Here is a 25,647-nt window from a genome sequence, read left to right on the forward strand (position 1 = left end):
ATGCGGTGCGCCCTCCGCTCCCTGTGCGGCGGCCTGCTGCTGGCCGGCCTGCCGCTCTTCGCCCCCGCCCTGCCCACCGCGGAGGCGGCGAGCGGCCTCGATGAGGCCGCGCTGCGCACCGCCGAAGCCCTGCGCGATCGGGCGCTGGCGGGCAGCCCGGCCTTCGCCCTCGCCGAGGAGATCACCCTGATCGGGCCGCGGCTGGCCGGCACCGAGGCCGACCACCGCGCCGTGCGCTGGGCCGAGGCGCGGATGCGGGCCCTGGGCTTCGACCGCGTGGCGTTGCAGGAGGTGCAGTTCCCCTTCTGGCAGCGCGGTTACGAGCACGGCGAAATCGTGGCCCCCGCGCCGCAGCCGCTCGCTCTCACCCTGCTCGGCGGCTCGGTGGGCACCGGCGGCCGGCCGCTGGAGGCCGAGGTGGTGGCCTTCGACAGCCTGGCCGCACTGGAGGCCGCGCCAGAGGGCAGCCTGGACGGCAAGATCGCCTTCATTGCCTACCGCATGGGTCGGGCGCGCGATGGCGCCGGCTATGGCCCGGCGGTGGGCGCGCGCTCGAACGGCGCCTCGGTGGCGGCCCGCAAGGGCGCGGTGGCCCTGCTGATCCGCTCCATCGGCACCTCCAGCCGACGCTTCGCCCATACCGGGCAGATGCGCTATGCCGAGGGCGTGCCGAAGATCCCGGCCGCGGCGCTCTCCAGCCCCGATGCCGACCAGCTGCTGCGCCTGCTGGCCCGCGGCGAGGCGGTGCGGGTGCGCCTCGACCTGGTGGCCGGCGTCGGCGGCACGGGCCGCAGCTGGAACGTGATCGGCGACGTGCTGGGCCGCGAGCGCCCGGACGAATTCGTGGTCATCGGCGGCCACCTCGATTCCTGGGACCAGGGCACCGGCGCGCTGGACGATGCCGCCGGCGTGGCCATCACCCTGGCCGCCGGTGCCGCCATCGCCGCCCTGCCCGAGCGCCCGCGCCGCAGCGTGCGGGTGATCGCCTGGGCCAGCGAGGAGAACGGCCTCTGGGGCGCGCGCGAGTACGCCCGCAGCGTGGGCAGCCGCTGGCCCGGCCACCAGGTGGCGGCGGAAAGCGATTTCGGCGCCGGGCGCATCTATGCCCTGCGCGCCGGGGCGGCGCCCGAGGCCTGGCCGGTGCTGCGCGCCATCGGCGGGGTGCTCTCGCCGCTCGGCATCGCGGTGGAGGAGACCGGCGGCGGTCCCGGGCCGGATGTCGGGCCGCTGGTGGCGCTCGGCGTGCCCTGGGCGCAGCTGGCGCAGGACGGCAGCGACTACTTCGATTTCCACCACACCCCGGACGACACCCTCGACAAGCTCGAGCCGGCGGCGCTCGACCAGCAGGTGGCGGCCTATGCGGCCTTCGCCTACCTCGCGGCCGAGACCTCGGTGGACTTTGGCGAGGCGCCGAAGACCGCGCCATCGCCGCCCCCGGCGGCTTCGCGCTGAGGCCCCAAGGCCTTCAGCGCCGGGCGCGCAGGGCCCAGAGCCCGTAGAAGCCGAGCTCGGGGGCGAAGCTGCGCACCCATTCGGCGCGGCGGAAGCCGGCCTCGCGCAGGGCCCCGAGCAGGTCCCAGCCGAAGTGGTAGTAGCAGAGTACGCCGCCGGAGACCGGATCGCCGTGGATCTCCGGCGGCAGCAGGTGCTCCACGCTGCCGTCGGCGCGCAGGCGCGCCCGCACGAGGGTCTCGGCCTCGGTTTCGAGGAAGGGCACGGTGAGCACCAGTCGCCCGCCCGGCACCAGCACGCGGGCGAACTCGCGCAGCGCGGCGCGGTAGTCGGGCACGTGCTCCAGCACGTCGAAGCTGCCGATGGCATCCAGCGAGCCATCGGCATCGGGCAGGCGGGTGACGTCGGCCTCGACGAGCTCGCCCTTCCCGCCCAGGGCATGGAACCAGCCGGTGAGGCGCTGTCGGCGCCCGGCGTCCAGCCCGAACTCGCTGCCGCGGGCGTGGGCGTAGCGCTGCTGCAGCCAGACGAAGCCCGGCGAGGCCTGCTCGGTGAGGTAGAGCCGCGCCGTGGCCGGATCGAGGCCCTCCACCAGCAGGCCGAGGGCCTGGCGCATGCGGGCGTTGAGCCGGCAGGCCGCGCAGGCCAGGCCCTCCCGCACATCGAAGCTGGAGGGCGCGGCAGGATCGCCGAAACGGGTGAGGATGCCGCAGCAGGCGCAGAGACCGGACAGGCCCTGCCCGCTGGCGGCGGCCGGTAGCTGCTGGGCCATCCGCCACTGCGCCTTCAGCCGCTCATGTGCCTCGCCCTCGCGGACCGCCATGAAGGCCGCGTGGGAGTCCCAGGCCTCGGCGGGAAGGGCGGCCCCGGGCCCGAGGCCGGGCACCGGCGTGCCCGGGACGAAGGCACGCCGCAGCCGCCCGGCGAAACGCGCGAGGCGCATAAAGCGCCTCATCGCAGCAGCGGGGTGTCGAGCACGGCGGAAGGCCGGCCGGTGAGCTCGCGCACCACCTCCGCGAGGTCCTCGCGCGAGACGGTGCGGATCTCCACCAGGCGCCGCATCACGTCGTCCAGCGACTTCTCGCCGCGGCTGCGCTGCTGGATCTCGCGGTCGAGGGCGCGGAACAGGGTGACGGCGCGGGCGGTGACCGGCCCGGCCGAGCGGTCGCCGAGCAGGCTCTTCACGTTGCGGCCATGGTTCTCCATCCAGGCAAAAGCGCGGTCGCGGCGGTTGTCGCTGAGCAGGCCGGCGCGGTGCATCAGGGTGATGGAGTAGAACTCGGCCGTGCCCTCGGCGATCCAGTCATCGCCCTCGGCGCCGCGGATGCGGGTGACCATGTGCACCAGCTCGTGCACCAGGGTAGAGGTGCCGTTCTCGCTGATCAGCGGCCGGGAGGAATGCACGTAGAGCGAGCGCGGGCCGGAAAGGCCGCCGCGCCACATCGGATCGCCGGCGCTGACGATCAGCACCTTCTCCGGCAGTGTGCCGAAGGCGCGCTCCATCTCCGGAGCCACGAGATTGATGAAGGCCAGCGCCTCGTTGCGCCGCACGGGGCCTTCGCGCGGGCCGGCGATGCTCACCTCCATGCCGCTCGCCACCTCGCGGCGGGTACCCACGGCACCGGCGATCATCCAGCCCACCGGGCGCTCGAAGCGGCGTTCGGGGTTCTCGACGATGAATTCGCGGCGGTCGCGGCCATGCGGATAGGGCGTGTCGACATTGGTCCAGCCCTCGGGCAGGTCGAAGCGCAGCACGGTGCGCGATTCGGCACCGCCCGGAGCCACCACGCGGGCGGCGGGGAAGAGGTTGTCGCCGCGCACGATGACCCAGTCGCGGGTCAGGCGGGCGTCGTAGCCGCCGCCGCGGCGCTGGCGGTTCACCACATGCTCCCAGTGCAGGGTGGAGGGCCGCCGGGCATCCGGAGTCCAGGTCCAGGTGCGACCCTTGCGCTCGAGCGTACCGCCCTCGGCGCGCAGGGCGCGGTAACGCTCCGGGTCGAGGTCCATGCGCAGGCGGCTGATGCGGCCGGTGCGCGGCGTGTGGGTCAGGCTGACCAGCGCCACGCCGCGGGCCGGCGCGAAGCCCGCCCGGTATTCGAGGTCGTAGACCGGTGGCGCCTCGCCGGCAATGGCGCGGCCAGAGCCGGCGAGGAGGACGAGCAGGCCCAGCAGCAGGGCGACGAGGCAGGAAAACGATCGGTTCGGCATCGGCTTTGCGGGTCGGGCGGCGGGCCCCATCGGGCGCCCCGGCGCGGAAGCCCGAGTATGCCAAGGCTCAGCGGCGGCGCCGTTGCCACTCCGCGAGGAAGACCGCCGTGGCCGAGGCCACGTTCAGACTTTCCACCCGGCCGCTGCCGGGAATGCCCACCCGTGCCTCGCAGGCGGCGGCAAGCACGGGGTCGAGGCCCTCGCCCTCGGCGCCCAGCACCCAGACGCAGCGTTCCGGCAGGGCGGCGCGGTAGAGGTCCTCGCCTCCGCGCACCACGGTGGCGAAGAGCTGGAAGCCCTGGGCGCGCAGCAACGGCACGGCCTCGTCGGCCGTGCCGAGGCGCACCAGCCCGACGGCCTCGGCGCCGCCCTCGGCCACCCGCGCGGCCGCGCCGGAGAGCGTGAGCGGCGAGTCCTTCGGCAGCAGCACCGCCGGCGCCCCGAAATGCGCCGCCGAACGCAGGATGGCGCCGAAGTTGTGCGGGTTGCCCACGCCATCCAGCCACAGCAGCTGGCAGGGACCCGCGGGCAGGCCGGCGAGGAAGGCCGCCAGCGTGGCCTCGGGGCGGCGGCGCACGGCCATCACCACGCCCTCGTGGTGGCGGGTGCCGGCCAGCCGGTCGAGGTCGTCTTCCTCCACCACGGTGTAGCCACGACGCTGGGCCACGCACCAGGCCAGGAGCTCGCGCAGTTCGCCCATGCGCGAGCCGAGCAGCCAGAGCTTGCGCAGGTCTTGCGGGCGGGCGGCGAAGGCAGCCTTGCAGGCATTCAGCCCGAACAGGCGCAACTCGTCCTCGGCGCGCGGCGGCCGCACGCCGCCCTGCCCGCCCCGGGAGGCCGGCCTCATGCCTGGGCCTCGGCGTCCGGGTGCAGGGTTTCCAGCCGCTCCAGCTCGCGGGTGCGAGCCTGAGGCGCCGTGGTGTAGGGCGCCACCCGCAGGTAGAGCGCGGGGATGACGTAGAGGGTGAGGAAGGTGGAGAGCACCACGCCGAACACCACCACGATGCCGATGGCATTGCGCGAGGCCGAGCCGGCGCCGGTACCGAGCATCAGCGGCAGGGCGCCGGCGGCGGTGGCGATCGAGGTCATCAGGATCGGCCGCAGGCGGATCGAGGCGGCGTCGAGGATGGCGCGCCGCACCTCGCGGCCCTCGTCACGCAGCTGGTTGGCGAACTCGACGATCAGGATGCCGTTCTTCGCCGCCAGCCCCACCAGCATGATCAGGCCGATCTGGCTGAACAGGTTGAGGCTGGCTCCCGGCCCCCAGAAGCCGGCCGCCGAGACCAGGCTCATGGCGAACAGCCCGAGCAGGGCGCCGAGCACCGCCAGCGGCACGGTGAGCATGATGACGAAGGGATGGGCGAAGCTCTCGAACTGCGCAGCCAGCACGAGGTAGACGATGAGCAGGGCCATGGCGAAGGCGAACAGCACGGCCCGGCCGCTTTCGCGGGCCTCACGGGCCTCGCCCTTGAAATCGACCTGGGCATTCGGCGGCAGCACCCGGCGCGCCGTCTCCTCGATCCAGGCGGTGGCCTCGCCCATGGTGTAGCCGGGCGCCAGCGAGGCCGAGAGGGTGATGGCACGCAGGCGGTTGAAGCGGTTGAAGCTGCCCGGCTCGGCCAGCTCGCGCACGGTGACCAGCGAGGCCAGGGGCACCAGCTGGCCGCTGGCGCTGCGCACGAAGAGCCCCTCCATGGCCGCCGGCGAGGCGCGGTCCTCGCCGCGGGCCTGGACGATCACGTCGTACTCCTCGCCGCCATCGACGAAGGTGCCCACGCGCCGCGACCCCATCATGATCTCGAGGGTCCGGCCGATCTCCTGCACCGACACCCCGAGTGCCGCGGCGCGCTCGCGGTTGATGTCGATACGCAGCTGGGGCCGGGTCTCCTTGAAATCGGAATCGGCGCCGAACAGCTTCGGGTTGGCCTCGATCTCGGCCAGCAGGGCATCGCGCCACTGCGCCAGCTCGGCGTAGTCGGGGCCGCCCAGCACCACCTGCAGGGCCTGGCCGCCACGCGAGCGGGTCAGGCCGGAGCGGGCCACCGGCCGCGAAGTGACGCCGGGCACCACGGCGAGCTGGCCGCGCACCGCATCGACCACCTCGTTGGTGGTCACGTCGCGCTGGTTCCAGGGCTGCATCAGCACGATGGCGTTGGCCGTGTGCATGTCCTCGTTGCCGCCGCCGAAGCCGCCCGGCACGCGGGCGATCACCCGGTGGATGGCGCCCCCCTCACGGGCGTTGTCGAGCAGGATGGCCTCGACCTGCTTCATCTGTTCTACGGTGTAGTCGAAACCCGCGCCCTCCGGCGCCGAGACCTGCACGAAGAAGCTGCCCCGGTCCTCGGGCGGCGCCAGTTCGGAAGGCACCAGGCGCAGCAGCACCAGCACCAGCACCACCGCGGCCACCACCACGCCGGCGAAGGTCCAGGTGCGGTCGACCATGCGCTCCAGCGAGCGCCGGTAGGCCGCGGTCACCCGAGCGAGCAGGGCGTCCACCCGGGACGCAAAGCCCCCGCTGCGCGGCTGGTGCGGCTCCAGCAGCAGTGAGCACATCATCGGCGTCAGGGTCAGGGCCACGAAGGCCGAGATCACGATGGCGCCGGCCAGGGCCACGGCCAGCTCGCGGAACAGCCGGCCGTTGTTGCCCTCGAGGAAGGCCATCGGCACGAACACCGCCACCAGCACCGCGGTGGTGGCGATCACCGCGAAGGCCACCTGGCGGGTGCCGCGGGTGGCGGCCACGATGCGCGGCTCGCCCATGTCCACCCGGCGCTGGCAGTTCTCCAGCACCACGATGGCGTCGTCCACCACGAGGCCGATCGAGAGCACGATGGCGAGCAGGGTGAGCAGGTTGATCGAGTAGCCGAAGGCCCAGAGGGCGATGAAGGCGGCGGTAAGGCAGACCGGCAGGGTCACCGCCGGCACCAGGGCGGCACGCACGCTGCCGAGGAAGGCCCAGATCACCAGCAGCACCAGCACCAGGGCCTCGGCCACCGTCTTCCAGACCTGGAACACCGCCACCTCGATGAACTGGGTGGAGTCGAAGGCCACCCCGAGGCGGATGTCCTCCGGCAGCCCGGCGGAAATCGCATCGACCTCGGCGCGCACTGCCTTGGCCACGTCGATGGAGTTGGCGGTGGAGGTCTTGATGATCTGGAAACCGACCTGCGGCTCGCCATTGCCGCGGAACCAGGCCCGGCGCTCGGCGGCCTCGCGGTTCACCGTGGCCACGTCGCCGAGCCGCACCGGGCGGCCATCGCCCCCCCGGGCCACCACCATGGCCGCGAAGTCTTCCGGCGTCTGGTAGGCCCGCGACATGCGCAGGATGAAGTCGCGGGTGGTGGATTCCAGACGGCCGGCCGGCAGCTCGACGTTCTCGCGCCGCAGCGCCGCCTCGATGTCGTTCACCGTGAGCCCGCGCGCCGCCATGGCGCTGCGGTCGAGCCAGATGCGCATGGCATAGCGCTGGCCGCCGCCGAGGCGCACGCTGGCCACGCCCGGGATGCTGGCGAAGCGGTCGACGAGATAGCGCTCGGCGTAGTCGGTGAGTTCGAGGATGTCGCGGTTCGGCGAGGCCACGAACAGGAACATGATCGGCTCGGCATCGGCCGACTGCTTCGCCACCTGCGGCGGATCGGCATCCACCGGCAGGCGGTTGGCCACGCGCGAGACTGCATCGCGCACGTCATTGGTGGCCGACTCGATGTCGCGGCTGAGGTTGAATTCGAGGTTCACGTCCGAGCGGCCGTTGCGCGAGGAGCTCTCGATGAGATCGACGCCCTCGATGCCGGCCACCGCATCCTCGATGATCTGGGTGACGCTGCTCTCCACCACCGCGGCCGAGGCGCCAGGGTAGTTGGTCTGCACCGAGACCACCGGCGGGTCGATGTCCGGCAGCTCGCGCAGGGTGAGGCGAGAGAAGGCGATCAGACCCAGCACGATGAGCAACAGGCTCATCACCGTGGCCAGTACCGGACGGCGGATGCAGAGCTCGGACAGGACCATGGGAATGCCTCAGGCGCCGGCCGGGGAACCGGGCGTGGTGCCAGCACGCAGGGCGGCAGCGGCCTCCACCGCCGGCCTGGCCTCGGCCACCCGCTGGCCCGGGCGCAGCTTCTGGGTGCCGTCCACCACGATGCGGTCGCCGGCCGACAGCCCTTCGGCGATCGCCACGCGGCCCGGCTCGCGCCCCCCCAGCACCACGTTGACGCGCTCCACGGTGCCGTCCTCCTTCACCCGGAACACGAAACTCTGGCTGCCGGCCTGCTGCACCGCGATCTCGGGCACCGCCAGTACCGGGCGCTCCTCCTGCAGCACGGTCACGGTGAGCAGCATGCCGGGCAGCAGCTTGCCCTCGGGGTTCTCAATGGCGGCGCGCACGTTCACCGAGCGGGTGGCCACGTCCACCCGCGAGTCCACGCTGATGACGCGGCCGGTGAACACCTCGCCGCGCCAGGCGTCGCTGCGCGCCTCCACCACCAGGCCCTCGCGCAGTTTCGAGAGCTGCACCTCGGGCACGGCGAAATCGACCTGCATGGTGTCGACGGCATCCAGGGTGGTGATGACGGTTCCCGGGCCGAGCAACTGCCCCGGACTGACCTCGCGCAGGCCGAGCACGCCGGCGAAGGGGGCGACGATGGCGCGGTCGGAGACCCGCGAGATGGCGAGCTGCACCCGGGCCTGCGCGGCGTCGCGGGCGGCGCGCTGGGCGTCGAGCTGGCTCGTGGGGATCAGGCGCTCGGCGGCCAGCTGGCGCTGGCGCTCGAACTGGCGCTGCGCCTCGGCATAGGCGGTGCGGGCGGCGTCGAGTTCGGCCACATCGCCCCCCACGTCGAGCTCCACCAGCACCTGCCCGGCCTCCACCCGCTGGCCGCTCTCGAAGCGCACCCGCCGCACCCGCTCGGACAGCTTGGAGGTGATGGCGATCGACTCGCTGGCGCGGGCCGTGCCGATGGCCTCGAGGCGCTCGATCCAGGGCGACTCGACGACCACGGTGGTGGTGACCACCGCCGGCGGGCCACCCGGCCCGCCCCCGGGGGCGCTCCCGCCCGAACCGCCGCAGGCGGCGAGCAGCAGGCTGGCAAGGAAGAGACAGGAACGGGCGAGGCGGGGTGCGCGAGGGATCATCCGGGGTCCTTGGTCCGTGGCCCGGCCGTCCGGGCCGGCGGGCATGGCAGCGCAGAGGATGCGTGAAGGCGTGTCAGCGTCGCATGGATGGGCGTCCCAGCTTTGCAACGCAGCATTCCCCTGCGCCGAAACGACGACGCCGGCCCGCAGGCCGGCGTCGGGAGCAGGCGCTGGCCCGGAGGATCAGCCCTGCCACTCGCCGAGGGCGGCGAGGCCGTTCTCCCTGGCGCGGGCATACACCGTCTTCTGCGCCTCGGCCACGTTGTTCACCGGGTCCTTGGCCCAGATCTTCAGCGCGGCGGCCTGCATGGCGCGGCCATAGCTGAAGGACAGCGGCCAGGGATTGCCTTCGAGCTGGTTCATCTCATTGAGGTGGCGGGTGGCCTGCTCGTCGCTCTGGCCGCCGGAGAGGAACACGATGCCCGGCAGGGTGGCCGGCACGGTGGCCTTCAGGCAGTGCACCGTCTGCGCCGCTACCTCCTCGGCATCGGCCTGCTCCGGACAGTCCTTACCGGAGATCACCATGCTGGCCTTCAGGATGCAGCCCTCCAGCATCACGTTGTGCTCGTACAGGGCGGCGAACAGGCTGCGCAGCACGGCTTCCGTCACGTCGTAGCAGGTATCGATGTCATGGTCGCCGTCCATCAACACCTCCGGCTCCACCATCGGCACGATGCCGGCCTCCTGGCAGAGCGCGGCATAGCGCGCCAGGGCATGGGCGTTCGAGTCGATACAGGTGCCGGTGGGAATGTCCTCGCCGATGGTGATCACGGCGCGCCACTTGGCGAACTTCGCCCCCAGCTTGACGTACTCGGCCAGGCGCTCGCGCAGGCCGTCGAGGCCCTCGGTGACGAGCTCGCCCGGGCAGCCGGCCAGCGGCTTGGCGCCGGTGTCCACCTTGATGCCGGGCAGGATGCCGGCGTCCATCATGATCTTGGTGAAGGGCACGCCGTCCCGGGTGCTCTGGCGGATCGTCTCGTCGTAGAGGATGGCGCCGGAGATGTAATCGGAGAGGTTCGGCGTGGTGAGGAGCATCTCGCGGTAGGCGCGGCGGTTCTCCTCGGTGTTCTCCACCCCCACCGAGGCGAAGCGCTTGGCGATGGTGGCGGTGGATTCGTCGATGGCGATGATGCCCTTGCCCGGGGCGACCATGGCCTGGGCGATGTCGGCAAGTTCTTCGATGCTCATTGCGGGGGCTCGGCGGGGGTGGAAAGCCCCGGATTATAGCCGAGGCCCCGGCCCCGGCCGCCCACAGGGCCTCAGAGCTCGCCCAGCCCCTCGACGTGCCCGCCCTCGCCGATCTCCAGCAGGCGCAGGGTGTTGGTGGCGCCGCGGCGCTCCATGGAATCGCCGTTGGTGACGATGATGCGGTCGCCCACCGCCAGCAGGCCGAGATCATGCAGCTGCTTTGCGGCGCTGCGGGCCGCCACCCCGGGCGAGAGCCCGCGGGTATCGAAATGGATCGGGTAGACGTCGCGCATCAGCGACATCTTGCGCCGCGCCTCGTCGAAGCGGCTGAGCGCGAACACCGGCGAGGCGGCGCGGTAGCGCGAGAGGTAGCGCGCCGTGCCGCCAGACTCGGTGAGCGCCACGATGGCCTTGAGCTCGATGTGCTCGGTGAGGAACATCGCCGCCATGGCGATCGCCTCGTCGGCGCGGGTGAGGCCGCGGCGCGCCGCCTCGAAATCGGTGTCGTGGCGGAACTGGCGCTCGGCCCCGAGGCAGATCTGCGCCATCGCCTCCACCGCCTTCACCGGGTACTGCCCGCTCGCCGTCTCGGCCGAGAGCATCACCGCGTCGGTGCCGTCGATCACCGAGTTGGCCACGTCCAGCACCTCGGCACGGGTCGGGATCGGGTTGTCCACCATCGACTGCAGCATCTGGGTGGCGGTGATCACCAGCCGGTTGCGGGCCACGGCCTCGCGGATGATGGTCTTCTGCAGGCCGGGCAGTTCGGCGTAGCCGATCTCCACCCCGAGGTCGCCGCGCGCCACCATCACGATCTCGGCCGCCTCGACGATCTCGACGAGGTTGTCGATCGCCTCGGCGCGCTCGATCTTGGCCACGATCTGCGCCTCCGAACCGGCCTCGCGGGCAAGGCGGCGGGCCAGTTCCACGTCCTCGGCGGAACGGCAGAAGGAAACGGCGATGAAATCCACCCCGAGCCGGGCCGCAGTGCGGATATGCGCACGGTCCTCCTCGGTGAGTGCCCCGAGGCTGAGGCCGCCGCCCAGGCGGTTCAGGCCCTTGCGGTCGGAGAGCACCCCATCGGTGAGCACCTCGGTATGTACCACCTCGCCCTCCACCCGCCGCACGCGCAGGGCGATCAGGCCGTCGTCGAGCAGCAGGGTGTCACCGGGCCCCACGTCGCCGGGCAGGCCAAGGTAGCTGCACCCCACCTGCGTGGCGTCGCCGGCCGGCGCGTCGGCCCGGCAGACCAGGGCGAAGCCCTGCCCCGTCTTCAGCGACACCCTCCCCTCGGCGAAGCGCTCGATGCGGATCTTCGGCCCCGGCAGGTCGGCCAGTACCCCGATCTCGCGCCCGGTACGGGCCGCCACCGCCCGTACCGCGGCAATGCGCCGGGCGTGCTGGTCGGCGTTGCCGTGGGAGAAGTTGAGGCGCACCGCGTTCACCCCGGCATCGAGCAGGGCCTCGATGACGCCGGGGGCGTCGGTGGCCGGGCCGAGGGTGGCGAGGATCTTGGTGCGGCGCAGCGCCTGGCTCATGGGAAGCGGGATCGAAAAGGACACGGCTACGCTAGCAGAGCGGCGTAACGGGCGGGGATGCAGACGTTTGCAGGGCTGTGGGCACCGCCCGCGGGCTGCCGCTTCGCACCAAGGGGACCGCGACGGGAGAGCCTGCCTCGTGCGGGCGGCGGTTGTGGGCGAGCCTGCCTGCCGCGTGCGGCCCTTCTCTGGGGCGCCTGCCTCGTGCGGACGCGGGGTTCAGCCCCCCCGCGCCTCGAGCGCCGCCACCGCCGGCAGGGTCTTGCCCTCGAGGAACTCGAGGAAGGCGCCGCCACCGGTCGAGATGTAGCCCACGTCGCCGGCCACGCCGTACTTGTCGATGGCCGCCAGGGTGTCGCCGCCGCCGGCGATCGAGAAGGCGCTGGAGGCGGCGATGGCCCGGGCCAGGGCCTCGGTGCCCTTGCCGAAGGCATCGAACTCGAACACCCCCACCGGCCCGTTCCACACCACCGTGCCGGCCCGGGCGATCAGGTCGGCGTAGCGGGCGGCGGTCCTGGGGCCGATGTCGAGGATCATGTCGCCAGGCTGGACCTCGGCCACGCCGCGCACGCTGGCCGGGGCGTCGGCGGCGAAGGCCGGGGCCACCACCACGTCCTCCGGCAGCGGGATCGAGGCGCCGCGGGCCTCGGCCTTGGCCACGATGGCCCGGGCAGTATCGAGCAGGTCCGTCTCCACCAGCGACTTGCCCACCGGGTGGCCGGCGGCGGCGATGAAGGTGTTGGCGATGCCGCCGCCGACGATCAGCTGGTCGACCTTCTCCACGAGGTTGCCCAGCAGCTCCAGCTTGGTGCTGACCTTGGAGCCGGCGACGATGGCGAGCAGCGGGCGCGCCGGGTGCGCCAGGGCACGGGCCAGCGCGTCGAGCTCGGCCATCAGCAAAGGCCCGCCGGCGGCGATCTTCGCCGCGCGGATCACCCCGTGGGTGGAGGCCTGGGCGCGGTGCGCGGTGCCGAAGGCATCCATCACGAACACGTCGCAGAGCGCGGCGTACTTCGCCGCCAGCGCCGGGTCGTCCTTGGCCTCACCGACGTTCATCCGGCAGTTCTCCAGCAGCACCACCTCGCCGGGCCGCACGGCCACGCCGTCCACCCAGTCGCGCACCAGCGGCACCGGCCGGCCGAGATGGACCGAGAGCCGCTCGGCCACTGGAGCCAGCGAATCCTCGGCGCTCCACTGCCCTTCCTTCGGGCGGCCGAGGTGCGACATCACCATCACCGCCGCCCCCTGCTCCAGGGCCCGCCGCAGTGTCGGCAAGGAGGCGGTGATGCGCTGCTCCGAGCTCACCCGGCCATCCTCGATCGGCACATTGAGGTCCTGGCGGATCAGCACCCGCTGGTCCTTGAGGTCGAGGTCGGTCATGCGAAGGATGGCCATGGCGTCTCCGGGTTGGGATGGGGGTTGGGGGGCGCATTGTCGCACCCGGGGCGCGCGGCTAGCATGGCTGCATGGACGGGAAATCCACGCGCCCCCCCACCCTGGACGACGCCCTCGCGGCTCTACGCCGCGGCGAGCCGATCGGCCTGCCCACCGAAACCGTCTATGGCCTCGCCGCCGATGCCCACGATCCGGTGGCGGTACGGCGCATCTACGCGCTGAAGGGCCGGCCCTCCGACCATCCCTTGATCGTGCACGTGGCCGATGCGCTGGCCGCCTCGCGCTGGGCCGGCGACTGGCCGGAGGCCGCCGAGGCCCTGGCCGAGGCCTTCTGGCCCGGCCCGCTCACCCTGATCCTGCCGCGCGCCGCCAACGTGCCCGACGAGGTGACCGGCGGCCAGGACACCGTGGGCCTGCGGGTGCCCGCGCATCCGGTGGCGCAGGCCCTGCTCAGGGCCTTCGAGGGCGGCGTGGCCGCCCCGTCGGCCAATCGCTTCGGCCACATCAGTCCCACCACTGCCCAGCACGTGCGCGACGAATTCGGCGATGCCGTGCCGGTGGTGCTGGATGGCGGCGAGTGCGAGATCGGCCTGGAGAGCACCATCGTCGATCTCTCCGGCGAAACCCCGCGCATCCTGCGCCCGGGCAAGATCAGCCGCCCCGAGATCGAGGCCATCATCGGCCCGGTGGCCGAGGGAGCCGACGGCGACAGCCCGCGCGCCTCCGGCACCCTGGCCTCGCACTATGCGCCGCGGGCGCAGGTGGAGGTGCTGGCCCGCGCTCCGCTGGTGGCGCGCTACAAGGAACTGCAGAAACGCGGCCAGCGGGTGGCCGCCCTGCTGCGCGGCCAGCCCTTCAAGGACATCGAAGGCGAGGTGCTGCCCGCCGACCTCGCCGGCTATGGCCACGCCCTCTACGCCGCGCTGCGGAGGCTCGATGCCCGCGGCTTCGAGGTACTGCTGGCCGAACTGCCGCCACATACCGCGGCCTGGGCGGCGGTGAACGACCGCCTGCGCCGCGCCTCGGCGCCGCGCGACGCCGACGGCACCTGAGCCGGGCCCGGGCGCCTCATTCCGCCCGCAGGCAGACCTCGGCCCGGCTGAGCCGCCGCAGCGCGGACCGTCGCTGCCGGTGCTCCCAGGTATCGAACAGCACCCACTCCACCGGCCGCCACAGGGCCACCCAACCGAGGATCAGCAGGCCCTCGCGCAGGACCTGGGCCATCTCGCTCGTCTCGACCTCGAACAGCCGGCGCAGGCCAAGGGCGGCCAGCAGCACTCCGAGCCCCAGCACCATCGCCACGCGGTGCACCCGGCCGCGGGCGATCCGGCGGCGCTCGGCCCGCTCCCACAGCCAGCCGAAATGGGCATGGATCGCGGCGGCCACCTCCGGCTGGCGATCGACCAGGGCCGCGGGCACGGTGATGCGCACCCGCAGGGCCGCATCGCCCGGCGCATCCTCGGCGCATTCCAGCAGGTAGGCCTCGGCGGCGCGGTCGAGCGCCTTGTCGCGGAACGGCGCCGGGTCGAGCCCGTCGTAGAGCTGCTCCAGGCGGTCGAGGCGGATCTCGATGTCGGCCATGCCGGCGATGCTGGGGCGCGTTTCCGGAAAAGGGAAGGGGCGGTCCGTGCCCCCTGAAAAAGGAAGGGCCGGTCGGCGACCGGCCCTCCGTCCGCGCGCCGCGGCAGGCGGCTTACTTCGCCGCCATCAGCGCCAGGGTGGTGTCCAGCATGCGGTTGCTGAAGCCCCACTCGTTGTCGTACCAGCTGAGCACCTTCACCAGGGTGCCGCCCATCACGCGGGTCTGCGTGCTGTCGTAGACCGAGCTGTGCGGGTCGTGATTGAAGTCCACCGACACCAGCGGCTTCTTGTTGAAGCCGAGGATGCCCTTGAGCGCGCCCTGCGAGGCCTCGAGCACGGCGGCGTCGATCTCCTCCTTGCTGGTGGGGCGGGCGGCGACGAAGCTCAGGTCCACCACCGAGACATTGATGGTGGGCACGCGCATGGCAAAGCCATCGAGCTTGCCATTGAGCTCCGGCAGCACCAGGCCCACCGCGGCGGCGGCGCCGGTCTTGGTCGGAATCTGGCTCATGGTGGCCGAGCGGGCGCGGCGCAGGTCCGAGTGGTAGACGTCGGTCAGCACCTGGTCATTGGTGTAGGCATGGATGGTGGTCATCAGGCCATGCACGATGCCGATCTTCTCGTGCAGCACCTTGGCCAGCGGCGCGAGGCAGTTGGTGGTGCAGCTGGCGTTCGAGATCACGGTGTCCGAAGCCTTGAGCACGCCGTGGTTCACGCCATAGACCACGGTGGCATCGACGTCGCTGCCGCCCGGGGCCGAGATCACCACCTTCTTCGCGCCACCGGCGAGGTGCGCCGAGGCCTTGGCCTTGCTGGTGAAGATGCCGGTGCACTCCAGCACCACGTCCACGCCGTTGGCGCCCCAGGGCAGCTTGGCCGGATCGCGCTCGGCGAACACCTTGATGCGGTCGCCGTTCACCACGAGGTCGCCGCCATCCACCGAGACCTCGCCGGGGAACCTGCCGTGCGCCGTGTCGTACTGGGTGAGGTGGGCGTTGGTCTCGGCATCGCCCAGGTCGTTGATGGCGACGATCTGGATCTCGTGGGTACGCCGGGCTTCGTACAGCGCACGGAGGATGTTGCGACCGATACGGCCGTAGCCGTTGATGCCAACCTTGATGGCCATGGAGCGCTCCTGTGGGCGGGAGGGGGAAAGCGCGGTAGTTTACCCGCCCCACCCCTGCCCTGCGCCCTCCGATGCCCTGGCCCGCCTGCATTCCCCGCATTTCCCGTCCCCTGCGCCTGGCCCTCCTCACCCCCCTGCTCGCCCTGGCCCTCGCCCCGCCCGCGGCGCTGGGCTGGGGCCGGGAGGGCCACCGGGTGATCGGACATCTCGCCGAGGCCCGGCTCTCGCCGGCGGCACGGGCCGAGGTGGAGCGCCTGCTGGCCGGCGAGCCGGAGCCGAGCCTGGCCGGCGTGTCGGCCTGGGCAGACGAGGTGCGCGACCTGCCGGAGTGGCGGCACACCGCCTCCTGGCACTGGGTGAACCTGCCGCGCGAGACGCCCTGCCAGTTCGAGGCCGAACGCGACTGCGCGCCTCGGCAGTGCATCGTCGGCGCCATCCGCGAGCAGCTCGCCCTGCTGGCCGACCGCGGACAGCCGCCGGCCCGCCGCACGGAGGCCCTGAAGTTCGTGGTGCACTTCGTCGGCGACGTGCACCAGCCCTTCCACGCCGGCTTCGCCGACGACCGCGGCGGCAACCTCGCCCAGGTGCGCTGGCAGCGCCAGGGCTGGAACCTGCATGCCGTCTGGGATTCGGCCCTCGTGCGCCATGCCGGGCTGGAGCCCGAGGCCTACGCCCGCCAGCTCGCCGGCGGCCCGTCCCTGCCGGAAGACCACAGCCTCGGCCTCGCCCAGCCGGAAGTGGAATGGGCGCTGGAGAGCTGCCGCATGATCGGCGAGGCCTCGCTCTATCCGGAGCGCCCCTTCATCACCCAGGCCTACATGGAAGCCAAGCGGCCGCTGGCGGAACAGCGCCTGCGCCAGGCTGGAGAGCGGCTCGCGGCCCTGCTGGAACAGGCGCTCGCGCCTCCGCCTTGATTGCCGTCAAGCCGTCGCTTGGCGCCGATCAAGGGCCACAGCGGCCATCGCGATGACACTGGCGGAGCCCCGCTTCGTGCGGGTCCCTTCGTCACTGGAGTCATCCGATGAACCGCTTCACCCCCACCCTGCTTGCTTCCGCCCTGTTCCTCGCCAGCGCCCCGGCCTTCGCCGGCGACTGGTGGATCCGCGGCGGCGCCACCCATGTCGATCCGAAGTCGGACAACGGCCGCCTCGCTGCCGGCGCCCTGCGCGTCGACATCGACAGCAATACCCAGCTCGGCCTGAGCCTGGGCCGTTTCCTCACCGACCAGTGGGCGATCGACGTGCTGGCCGCCACGCCCTTCAGCCACACCGCCAGGCTCAATGGCGCGGAGTCGGTGCGCTTCAAGCACCTGCCGCCCACCGTCAGCCTGCAGTACTACTTCGGTGGGCGCGATGCCGCGGTGCGCCCCTTCCTCGGCGCCGGCGTGAACTTCACCTGGGTCTACGACGAGCAGGAACGCGGCCCGGTGGCCGGCGCGCGGGTCGACCTCGAGAACAGCTGGGGCGCGGCCGCGCAGGCCGGCCTGCTGTTCCGGCTCTCCGACTCCTGGCATGCCACCGCCGACCTGCGCTGGATCGACATCGACTCCAAGGTCCGCCTCAACGGCACCCGCATCGGCACTGCCAACGTCGACCCGCTGGTGTTCAGCCTGATGGTGGGCACCACCTTCTGAAGCCCCTCGCCGCGGCACGGTCCGGGCTAGGCTGTATGCCACCCGGGCCGATGCCGCGCGCCATGAGCAATCCCCTGTCCCCTCCGGCCTCCCGCGCGTCTGGCGCGGAAACGGCCCGCTCCGATCCGGCGCTCGAGGACGCCATCGAGCGCCTGCTCCGGCACGCCGGTCCCCATCTGGTGGTCGGCGCGCCACTCGGGCTCGGCAAGCCTCACCGCGTGCTCAACGCGCTGTATGCCCGCATCGCCGCCGATCCGTCGCGCCGGCTCACGATCCTCAGCGCCCTGTCGCTGGCACGCCCACGGGCGAAGGCGGGCCTGGAACGGCGCTTCCTCGGCCCCTTCGTCGAACGCCACTTCGGCGCCGCTTTCGAGGATCCAGCCTGGTTCCTCGCCCAGCAGCGCGATGCGCTGCCGCCGAACATCGAGGTCGAGGAGTTCTACCTGCCCTCCGGCGCCCTGCTCGGCTCGCGGCAGGCACAGCAGCACTATGCCAGCCTGAACTACACGCATGCCGCACGCGGGATCGCGGCACGCGGCTGCAATGCCATCGTGCAGTCGGTGGCCCGCGGCCCAGGCGGCCGGCTCTCGCTGAGCTGCAACCCCGATCTCACCTTCGACCTCGTCGACGCCCTGGCCGCACGCGGCCTGCCGCGCCCCTTGATGCTGGCCGAGGTCCATCCCGAGCTGCCCTATGTGGAGCGCGGCGCCTCGGTCGATCCCGGCTTCTTCGACATCGTGCTGACGCCTGCGCGACTGCCACCCCTGTTCGCCGTGCCGCGCCAGCCGGTATCACTGGCGGAGTTCGCGATCGGCCTGTACGCCAGCACGCTGGTAAAGGACGGCGGTACCCTGCAGATCGGCATCGGCGCACTGTCGGATGCCCTGACCCATGCCCTCGTGCTGCGACACACGCGCAATGCCGACTACCGGCGGATCCTCGAAGCCCTCTGGCCCGAGGCCGGCACCTCCGCCCTGGTGCGCGAGACCGGTGGCCTTGCCCCCTTCGAGCACGGCCTGTTCGGCTGCAGCGAGATGGTGATGGACGGCTTCCGCGTGCTGGCCGAGGCCGGCGTGCTGAAGCGCGCCGTGGTGCCGGATGCCGCCGCGCAAGCCCGGCTCGATGCCGGAACCGCCACGCCCGCCGACCTCGCCCTGCGCGAGGCCGAGGGCGAGCTGCTGCACGGCGGCTTCTTCCTCGGCAGCCACAAGCTCTACGGCTGGCTGCGGCAGATCGGCGGCGCCGACAGCCCTTTCCGCCTGCGCATGACGCGGATCAGCGAGATCAACCAGCTCGGCACCGAAGACGCCCCGCTGCGGGCCGCGCAGCGCCGCCACGCCCGCTTCATCAATACCACGATGATGCAGACGGTGCTGGGCGCGGCGGTGTCCGATGCACTGGAAGACGGCCGCGTCGTCTCCGGCGTGGGCGGCCAGTACAACTTCGTGGCCATGGGCCATGCCCTGCCGGACGCACGCTCGATCCTGCTGTTCCGTGCGGTGCGCGAGAGCGGTGCGATGGTCTCGAGCTCCCTGCTCTGGCACTACGGCCACGCCACCATCCCACGGCATCTGCGCGATCTCGCCATCAGCGAATATGGCATCGCCGACCTGCGCGATCGGAGCGATGCCGACTGCATCCGCGCCATGCTGGCCATCGGCGATGCCCGCTTCATGCCAACACTCGCGGAAAAGGCTGTCGCCGCCGGCAAGCTCGACCGCGCGGATGCGGGCACGTGGGCTCGCAACACCCCAGAGGCGATCGACGCGGCGCTGGGCCCCTTCCGCCGCGAGGGCCTGCTGCCCGAGTACCCCATGGGCAGCGATTTCACGCCCACCGAGCAGGACCTCGTGCGCGCGCTTGGCCGGCTGAAACGTGACACCGCGACGCGCGTCGGCAAGGCCAGCGCCCTGTGGAAGGCACTATGGCTCGACGAAGCCCGCGCCACCCCGCGCGAAGCTGCCGCCCTCGCCCGCATGGGTTACGACGGCCGCGAAGGATGGCGCGAGGCGCTGGAGCGCAGGCTGCTGCGGTCGGCCTTGCGCGCGACCGCCCACACTCTCAGCGCAGGGCCTTCGCTGCCGCCACCACATTCTCCACGGTGAAGCCGAAGTGCTTCATCAGCACCTCGCCCGGGGCCGACTCGCCGAAGCGGTCGATGCCGACCACGGCGCCATCGAGGCCGGCGATGCAGCGCCAGTGCTCAGTGCTGCCGGCCTCGACGACCACCCGCTTGCGGCACCATGAAGGCAGCACGCCCTCGCGGTACTCCAGCGGCTGGCGCTTGAAGACCTCGAAGCAGGGCATCGAGACCACACGGGCCTGGATGCCTTCCTCCGCGAGCTTCACGGCGGCCAGGCGCGCCAGCTCCAGCTCCGATCCAGTGCCGATCAGGATCAGATCGAATTTCGCCGAGGCAGGATCACTGAGCACATAGCCGCCGCGCGCAATGGCGGCCACCTGCTCGGGCGTGCGCTGCTGGTGGGCGAGGTTCTGGCGCGAGAACACGAGGCTCGAGGGCCCTTCGGCGCGCTGCAGGGCACAGGCCCAGGCCACGGCCGACTCCACCGCATCGCCGGGGCGCCACACGTCGTGGTTCGGGATCAGCCGCAGCGAGGCGAGGTGCTCGATGGGCTGGTGCGTCGGGCCATCCTCGCCGAGGCCGATCGAGTCGTGCGTGTAGACGTGGATCGAACGCACCGGCAGCAGCGCACTCATGCGCACGGCGTTGCGGGCGTAGTCCGAGAACACGAGGAAGGTGGCATCGAAGGGGATGAAGCCGCCATGCAGCGCGAGGCCGGAGCCGATCGCCGTCATGCCGAACTCGCGCACGCCGTAGTGCACGTAGCGGGCGTCGGCATCCGCGGTGGTCACGGCCTTCTGGCCCTTCCAGGTGGTGAGGTTGGAGTGCGCGAGGTCGGCCGAGCCGCCCACCAGCTCCGGCAGGTGCGGAGCGAAGGCCTCGATGGCCATCTGCGAGGCCTTGCGCGAGGCCACCACCGGGCCCTCGGCCTGCAGCCTGTCGATGTAGTCCCGGGCGATCTTCGCGAAGTCTGCCGGCAGCTCGCCGGCCATGCGGCGTTCGAACTCGGCGGCGAGCGCCGGATGGGCAGCCTTGTAGGCAGCGAAGCGGGCATTCCAGTCGGCTTCGGCCTTGGCGCCACGCTCGCGGGCGTCCCAGGCCGTGCGGATCTCCGCGGGAATCTCGAAGGGCGCATGAGGCCACTTCAGGGCCTCGCGGGTCAGCGCCACCTCGTCCTTGCCCAGCGGCGCGCCATGGCTGCTCTCCTTGCCCTGCTTGTTCGGCGAACCAAAGCCGATGTGCGTGCGACAGCAGATCAGGGTCGGACGCTGCGTCTCGGCCTTCGCCGTGGCGATCGCCTGCTGGATCTCGTCGGGGTCATGGCCATCGACATTGCGGATCACCTGCCAGCCATAGGCTTCGAAGCGCTTCGGCGTATCGTCGGTGAACCAGCCCTGCACCTCGCCGTCGATGGAGATGCCGTTGTCGTCCCAGAAGGCGATCAGCTTGCCCAGGCCCCAGGTGCCGGCCAGCGAGCAGGCCTCGTGCGAGATGCCTTCCATCAGGCAGCCGTCGCCCATGAAGCAGTACGTGTAGTGATCGACGATCGCGTGGCCTTCGCGGTTGAAGCGCTGCGCCAGCAGCTTCTCGGCCAGCGCCATGCCCACGGCATTGGCAATGCCCTGCCCCAGCGGCCCGGTGGTGGTCTCGACCCCCGGGGTGATGTGCCGCTCCGGATGGCCGGCGGTCTTCGAATGCAGCTGGCGGAAGCGCTTCAGCTCGTCCAGCGGCAGGTCATAGCCGGAAAGATGCAGCAGGGCGTACTGCAGCATCGAGCCATGGCCATTGGAGAGCACGAAGCGGTCGCGGTCCGGCCATTTCGGGTTCGCCGGGTTGTGCCGGAGGTGGTCGTTCCAGAGCACTTCGGCGATGTCGGCCATGCCCATGGGCATGCCCGGGTGGCCGGATCTGGCGGCCTCCACGGCATCGATGGCAAGGAAACGGACGGCGTTCGCGAGATCGCGGCGGGCAGGACGGGTCATCGGCGGCAGGCCTTGGGCGGTGGCGGGCGGAAGGGCCGGCGCCCCGCAGAACGCGCGACGCGGCCGCCCATTCTCCCATCCCCGGCCCGGTGCCGTCGCCCTTGAAGGCTCGGCCGCGGCCTGCTAGCCCTGCCCCGCCTCCACGGCAGGCGCCTCCGGCGGGTCCGGAGCCTCGCCGCGCGAGACCACCACGGTGCCCACGAGATCGCCGGTCACGTTCACCACGGTACGGCACATGTCGATGAAGCGGTCGACGCCGAGGATCAGGGCGATGCCTTCGGCCGGGATGCCGAACATCACCAGGATCGAGGCGATCACCGGCAGCGAGCCACCGGGCACGCCGGCGGCGCCGATGCCGCCCAGCACGCACATCAGCAGGACCAGCAGCTGCTGGGCCAGGCTCAGCTCCACGCCGAAGAACTGGGCGAGGAACAGCACGGTCACGCCCTCGAACAGGGCGGTGCCGTTCATGTTGGCCGTGGCCCCGAGCGTGCACACGAAGCGACCGATACGGCGCGGCGTGCCGAGGTTCTCCTCGGCGATCTTCAGCGTGGTGGGCAGGGTGGCCGAGCTGGAGGAGGTCGAGAAGGCCGTCAGCATGGCCGGCTGGGCCCGGCGGAAGAAGTCGAGCGGCGACATGCCGCCGAACACCCGCACCAGGATGGGGAACACCACGAAGAGGTGCACCGCCAGCGCCCCCACCGCCACCAGCACGAACTTGCCGAGCGGAATGAGGGCGCCGAGGCCCCGGGCGGCGATCAGGCTGAACAGCAGAGCGGCCACCGCGTAAGGCGCCAGGCGGATGACCCACTGGATCAGCTTGATGCTGATGTCGTACACGCCCTGGACGGCGGCGAGGAAGGCATTCACCCCCGGCGTGCGCAGCACCGCCGCGGCCACGCCGAACATCAGGGCGAAGAACATCACGCCGATCAGGTTGCCCTCGACCCCGGCCGCCAGCACGTTGCGCGGCACGATGCCCATCAGCACCGCGAGCGCCGAGGCCTGCTGGCCCTTGGCGGCGATCTCCCCGGCCTGCCCCGCCGACTGCTGCATCAGGGCCTCGGCCACGCCGGCATCGATGCCGGCCCCGGGCTTGAACAGGTTCACCGCCAGCAGGCCGAGCAGCACCGCCAGCGCGCTCACCGAGAGGATGAAGCCAAGCGTCTTGAGGCCGATGCGCCCCAGCGACTTGGGATCGCCGATCTCCACCACGCCCAGCACCAGGGCCGAGAACACCAGCGGCAGTACCAGCATGAAGAGCAGATGCAGGAACACCTGCCCGACCGGCCCGGTGACGTAGGTGATGAGTGCCGTCAGCCAGCCGGCCTGCACCAGGGCGCCGTCGGCGCCCGTGGCGTGGCCGAGCGGGAAAGCGATGGCGCCGGCCACGGCCCCCGCGAGGAAGCCGAGCAGCATCTTCGTGTGCAGGGCAAGCCCCCGGCCTTCGCTGCCGCCCATGCCTGTCTCCTCAGCTCCGGGTGGCGCGGATCTCGCCCGACTTCAGCTTGGCAAAGTAGTCGTCCACCTCCTCGCGCACCACCGGCAGCAGCAGGTACACGCCGATCAGGTTGGGAATGGCCATGAGGAAGATCAGGCCATCCGAGAGGTCGATCAGCTGCCCCAGGTTCATGGTGCAGGCCACCACCGCCGCGCCGAGGTAGACGAGGATGTAGGTATTGGTCACCCAGCGGCGCTCGCCGGTGATGTAGGTGGCCGCCTTCGCCCCGTAATAGGCCCAGGTGAGCATGGTGGAGAAGGCGAACAGGAACACCGCCACGGTGAGCAGGTAAGGAAACCAGCTGAACACGGTGGCAAAGGCGCTGGAGGTGATGGCCACGCCCTCGAGGCCTTCGAGCTTGTAGGCGCCGGTCACCACCACCATCAGGGCGGTCGCGGTGCAGACGATCACGGTGTCGACGAAGGGCTCCCAGAGCGCGACCAGGCCCTCGGTGGCCGGGTGCTTGGTCTTCACCGCGGAATGGGCGATCGCCGCCGAGCCGAGGCCCGCCTCGTTCGAGAAGGCCGCGCGCTGGAAGCCGGCCAGGAGGGCGCCGATCACGCCGCCGGCCGCGGCCTCGCCCGAGAAGGCGGCGCGGAAGATGATGGCGATGGCCTCGGGCAGGGCCGCGATGTTCACCGCCAGCACCGCAAAGCAGCCCAGCAGGTAGAGCACGATCATCGAGGGGATGAGGCGGGCGGTGACGCTGCCGATGCGGGTGATGCCGCCCAGCACCACGAGGCCGGCCAGCACCGCGATGCCGATGCCGAAGGCCCAGCCATAGCCCTCCAGCGGGCCGTTCACGCCGCCGGTGAGGGCGTGGAACTGGGCATAGGCCTGGTTGGCCTGGAACATCGAGCCGGCGCCGATGCCGCCCAGCATGCTGCAGATGGCGAACACCACGGCCAGCACCTTGCCCACGCCACCAAGGCCGCGGTAGCGCTCGGCGAGACCGCGCGAGAGGTAGTACATCGGGCCGCCGGAGACCGTGCCGTCCGGGTTCTCCTGCCGGTACTTCACGCCGAGCGTGCATTCGGCGAACTTGGTGCTCATGCCGAGCAGGCCGGCCACGATCATCCAGAAGGCCGCGCCGGGGCCGCCGACGGTGATGGCGAGCGCCACACCGGCGATGTTGCCGAGGCCCACCGTGCCCGAGACCGCCGAGGTGAGCGCCTGGAAATGCGAGACCTCGCCCGGATCGGAGGCCACGGCGTAGTCGCCGCGCATCAGCCGGAAGCCCTGGGCGAAGCCGCGGAAGTTGATGAAACGGAAATAGAGCGTGGTGACCACGCCGCCCAGCAGCAGCCAGACCACGATCAGCGGCACGCCGGTCTGGCCCTCCGCGCAGCCGGACATCGAGAGCGAAACGCCATCACCGATGCAGGCCCGGGAGAAGATCGCGCCGCCCAGCGCCTGGGCCACCGGCTGCACCGCCTGGTTGATGCGCTGGTCGATGCTCGGCGCCGCTTCTTCCGCCGCCATGGCCACCGTCGGGCCGAACACCAGGGCCATGCCCGTGAGAACGCCTGCAAGGCGCGACCGCCACGTCCGTACCACGCCCGAGGCCGGGCCACCCGCCTTGCTCATCGTCCGCTCACTCCCCAGGTGAAAATGAGGCCTGAGCCTAGCAAAGACTCAGGCGAACAGGGGCGATCCGCGGGCCAGCAGTTCTTCCCGGGTCTGCGGCCGGCCCACCAGCCAGCCCTGGGCGTAGTCGCAGCCCAACCGCCGCAGCACGTCCAACTCAGCCTCGCTCTCGACCCCCTCCACGACCAGCTCGGCGCCCAGGCGCTTGGCCATGGCGACGATGGCCTCGACGATGGCCATGGCCCGCGGCTCGGCGAGCATGCTGCGGACGAAGGCCTGGTCCACCTTCACCGTGTCGAAGGGCAGGCGGTGCAGCTGGGTCAGATGGGAATAGCCGGTGCCGAAGTCGTCCAGCGCCACCTTCATTCCGTGGGCGTGACAAAGCTCGATGAAGCCCTGCACCACCACCGGGTCCAGGGCCTGGCTCTCGGTGATCTCGATCTTGATGCTGCCCCGCGGCAATCCGGCGCCGTCCACGCGGGCGATCACCCGTTCCAGCAGACCGGGCTCGCGGAGCTGCTTCGCGCTGACGTTCACGGCGACGAAAAGCGGCCGCCCGGCGGCCTCGATGAAGGCCCGGGCCGCCGCGCAGGCGGTGTCGAACACATACTCGCCCACCGGCACGATCAGCGAAGTTTCTTCCGCGAGGGCCACGAACTCGGCCGGCGAGACCGGCCCGCGCTCGGGATGGGTCCAGCGCACCAGGGCCTCGAACCCGGCCACCTTCCCGGACGCCACGTGCAGCAAGGGCTGGTAGCGCACGTCGAGCCCTCCGGTCTGCAGGGCCTCGCGCAACTGGCTTTCCAGCCGCATCTTGCCGACTCCGGCGGCTTCCGCCGCGTCCTCCGTGATCCTGGCCACGGCCTCGCGCCGCCCCTGCAGGGCCGCGAGTGCGCTGCGGTAGCGCTGCAGGGTGCCCTGCAGCAGGGCGCGCAGGATGGGATCGGCCTGGGCGAGGCGCTCGGCGATCTGCGAGCGCTCCAGCACCCGCAGGCGACAGGGCGCCAGCGCCAGCGCCGTGGCCGTCCGCGGCGCCTCGTCGATCACCGCCATCTCGCCGACGATCGATCCGGGGCCGAGCACCGCCAGCACCACCTGCCGCCCTCGCTGGGTGGCGCGGATCTCGATCTGCCCCTCCTCGAGGATGAAGGCCGTGGTCGGCGGGTCGCCCTCGCGGAACAGCACCCCGCCCGTGGCCAGCTGCAGCGTCGCCCCGTCCATCGCCCCCTCCGGCCCGCCCGGATCC

General features: G+C 71.7%; 19 protein-coding genes. 5 read left to right on the plus strand and 14 right to left on the minus strand.

Annotated features, from left to right (window positions below; all coding sequences use genetic code 11):
* Window positions 1-1,452 (plus strand): M20/M25/M40 family metallo-hydrolase, encoded by a 1,452-nt coding sequence (locus G408_RS0103430; protein WP_028769950.1) that lies wholly within the window; start codon window positions 1-3, stop codon window positions 1,450-1,452.
* 13 nt (window positions 1,453-1,465) lie between these two features.
* Here the strand turns inward: G408_RS0103430 and G408_RS14710 are convergent, their stop codons facing one another.
* The 8 genes from G408_RS14710 to G408_RS0103470 all read right to left on the minus strand — a co-directional run bounded on the left by G408_RS14710 (window position 1,466) and on the right by G408_RS0103470 (window position 12,908).
* Window positions 1,466-2,395, minus strand: a complete 930-nt coding sequence (locus G408_RS14710) for a class I SAM-dependent methyltransferase (RefSeq protein ID WP_051282567.1) — start codon at window positions 2,393-2,395, stop codon at window positions 1,466-1,468.
* A gap of 8 nt (window positions 2,396-2,403) precedes the next feature.
* Window positions 2,404-3,660: a M61 metallopeptidase family protein gene (locus G408_RS0103440; RefSeq protein WP_037412068.1), complete on the minus strand. Its 1,257-nt coding sequence runs from the start codon at window positions 3,658-3,660 to the stop codon at window positions 2,404-2,406.
* 67 nt (window positions 3,661-3,727) lie between these two features.
* On the minus strand, window positions 3,728-4,507 hold the full coding sequence (locus tag G408_RS12975) for a TrmH family RNA methyltransferase (RefSeq protein WP_051282568.1): 780 nt from the start codon (window positions 4,505-4,507) through the stop codon (window positions 3,728-3,730).
* A complete protein-coding gene (locus G408_RS0103450; protein WP_028769952.1) occupies window positions 4,504-7,665 on the minus strand; it encodes an efflux RND transporter permease subunit in 3,162 nt (1,053 codons plus the stop codon). The genes G408_RS12975 and G408_RS0103450 overlap by 4 nt, the downstream gene beginning before the upstream one ends.
* A 9-nt stretch (window positions 7,666-7,674) precedes the next feature.
* Window positions 7,675-8,787: an efflux RND transporter periplasmic adaptor subunit gene (locus G408_RS0103455; protein WP_028769953.1), complete on the minus strand. Its 1,113-nt coding sequence runs from the start codon at window positions 8,785-8,787 to the stop codon at window positions 7,675-7,677.
* Window positions 8,788-8,970: 183 nt separating this feature from the next.
* Entirely contained in the window at window positions 8,971-9,975 is a 1,005-nt protein-coding gene (locus G408_RS0103460; protein ID WP_028769954.1) for a class I fructose-bisphosphate aldolase, read from the minus strand.
* 71 nt (window positions 9,976-10,046) lie between these two features.
* Window positions 10,047-11,513 (minus strand): pyruvate kinase, encoded by a 1,467-nt coding sequence (gene pyk / locus G408_RS0103465; protein ID WP_028769955.1) that lies wholly within the window; start codon window positions 11,511-11,513, stop codon window positions 10,047-10,049.
* Between the two features lie 219 nt (window positions 11,514-11,732).
* The gene (locus tag G408_RS0103470; RefSeq protein ID WP_028769956.1) at window positions 11,733-12,908 is read right to left on the minus strand and encodes a phosphoglycerate kinase; all 1,176 of its coding nucleotides are present in this window, start codon (window positions 12,906-12,908) and stop codon (window positions 11,733-11,735) included.
* A 71-nt stretch (window positions 12,909-12,979) separates the two neighbouring features.
* On the opposite strand from G408_RS0103470, the gene G408_RS0103475 reads away from it, so the two are divergent.
* The gene (locus G408_RS0103475; protein WP_028769957.1) at window positions 12,980-13,960 is read left to right on the plus strand and encodes an L-threonylcarbamoyladenylate synthase; all 981 of its coding nucleotides are present in this window, start codon (window positions 12,980-12,982) and stop codon (window positions 13,958-13,960) included.
* 16 nt (window positions 13,961-13,976) lie between these two features.
* Here G408_RS0103475 and G408_RS0103480 read toward each other — a convergent pair whose 3' ends face one another.
* The gene (locus G408_RS0103480; RefSeq protein WP_037412073.1) at window positions 13,977-14,489 is read right to left on the minus strand and encodes a hypothetical protein; all 513 of its coding nucleotides are present in this window, start codon (window positions 14,487-14,489) and stop codon (window positions 13,977-13,979) included.
* A gap of 112 nt (window positions 14,490-14,601) precedes the next feature.
* A complete protein-coding gene (gap, locus tag G408_RS0103485) occupies window positions 14,602-15,615 on the minus strand; it encodes a type I glyceraldehyde-3-phosphate dehydrogenase (RefSeq protein WP_028769959.1) in 1,014 nt (337 codons plus the stop codon).
* Window positions 15,616-15,686: 71 nt separating this feature from the next.
* Between gap and G408_RS0103490 the strand changes: the two genes are divergently transcribed.
* The 3 genes from G408_RS0103490 (at window position 15,687) to G408_RS12980 (ending at window position 19,353) form a co-directional block, all read left to right on the plus strand.
* On the plus strand, window positions 15,687-16,529 hold the full coding sequence (locus G408_RS0103490; protein WP_051282569.1) for a S1/P1 nuclease: 843 nt from the start codon (window positions 15,687-15,689) through the stop codon (window positions 16,527-16,529).
* A 107-nt stretch (window positions 16,530-16,636) separates the two neighbouring features.
* Window positions 16,637-17,248 (plus strand): OmpW/AlkL family protein, encoded by a 612-nt coding sequence (locus G408_RS0103495; RefSeq protein WP_028769961.1) that lies wholly within the window; start codon window positions 16,637-16,639, stop codon window positions 17,246-17,248.
* Between the two features lie 62 nt (window positions 17,249-17,310).
* Window positions 17,311-19,353 (plus strand): acetyl-CoA hydrolase/transferase C-terminal domain-containing protein, encoded by a 2,043-nt coding sequence (locus G408_RS12980; protein WP_084628054.1) that lies wholly within the window; start codon window positions 17,311-17,313, stop codon window positions 19,351-19,353.
* Here the strand turns inward: G408_RS12980 and tkt are convergent.
* The 4 genes from tkt to G408_RS12985 all read right to left on the minus strand — a co-directional run bounded on the left by tkt (window position 19,310) and on the right by G408_RS12985 (window position 25,622).
* The gene (gene tkt / locus G408_RS0103505) at window positions 19,310-21,313 is read right to left on the minus strand and encodes a transketolase (RefSeq protein ID WP_028769962.1); all 2,004 of its coding nucleotides are present in this window, start codon (window positions 21,311-21,313) and stop codon (window positions 19,310-19,312) included. The two genes, G408_RS12980 and tkt, sit on opposite strands and share 44 nt — an antisense overlap.
* Before the next feature lie 123 nt (window positions 21,314-21,436).
* Window positions 21,437-22,774, minus strand: a complete 1,338-nt coding sequence (locus tag G408_RS0103510) for a dicarboxylate/amino acid:cation symporter (protein ID WP_028769963.1) — start codon at window positions 22,772-22,774, stop codon at window positions 21,437-21,439.
* Window positions 22,775-22,784: 10 nt separating this feature from the next.
* The gene (locus G408_RS0103515) at window positions 22,785-24,401 is read right to left on the minus strand and encodes an alanine/glycine:cation symporter family protein (protein WP_211226642.1); all 1,617 of its coding nucleotides are present in this window, start codon (window positions 24,399-24,401) and stop codon (window positions 22,785-22,787) included.
* Window positions 24,402-24,449: 48 nt separating this feature from the next.
* Window positions 24,450-25,622 carry an EAL domain-containing protein gene (locus G408_RS12985; protein ID WP_051282570.1) on the minus strand — a complete coding sequence of 391 codons (1,173 nt, stop codon included), beginning with the start codon at window positions 25,620-25,622 and terminating at the stop codon, window positions 24,450-24,452.
* Between the last annotated feature and the right edge of the window lie 25 nt (window positions 25,623-25,647).

Source organism: Silanimonas lenta DSM 16282 (assembly GCF_000429065.1).
Classification (GTDB): Bacteria; Pseudomonadota; Gammaproteobacteria; order Xanthomonadales; family Xanthomonadaceae; genus Silanimonas; species Silanimonas lenta.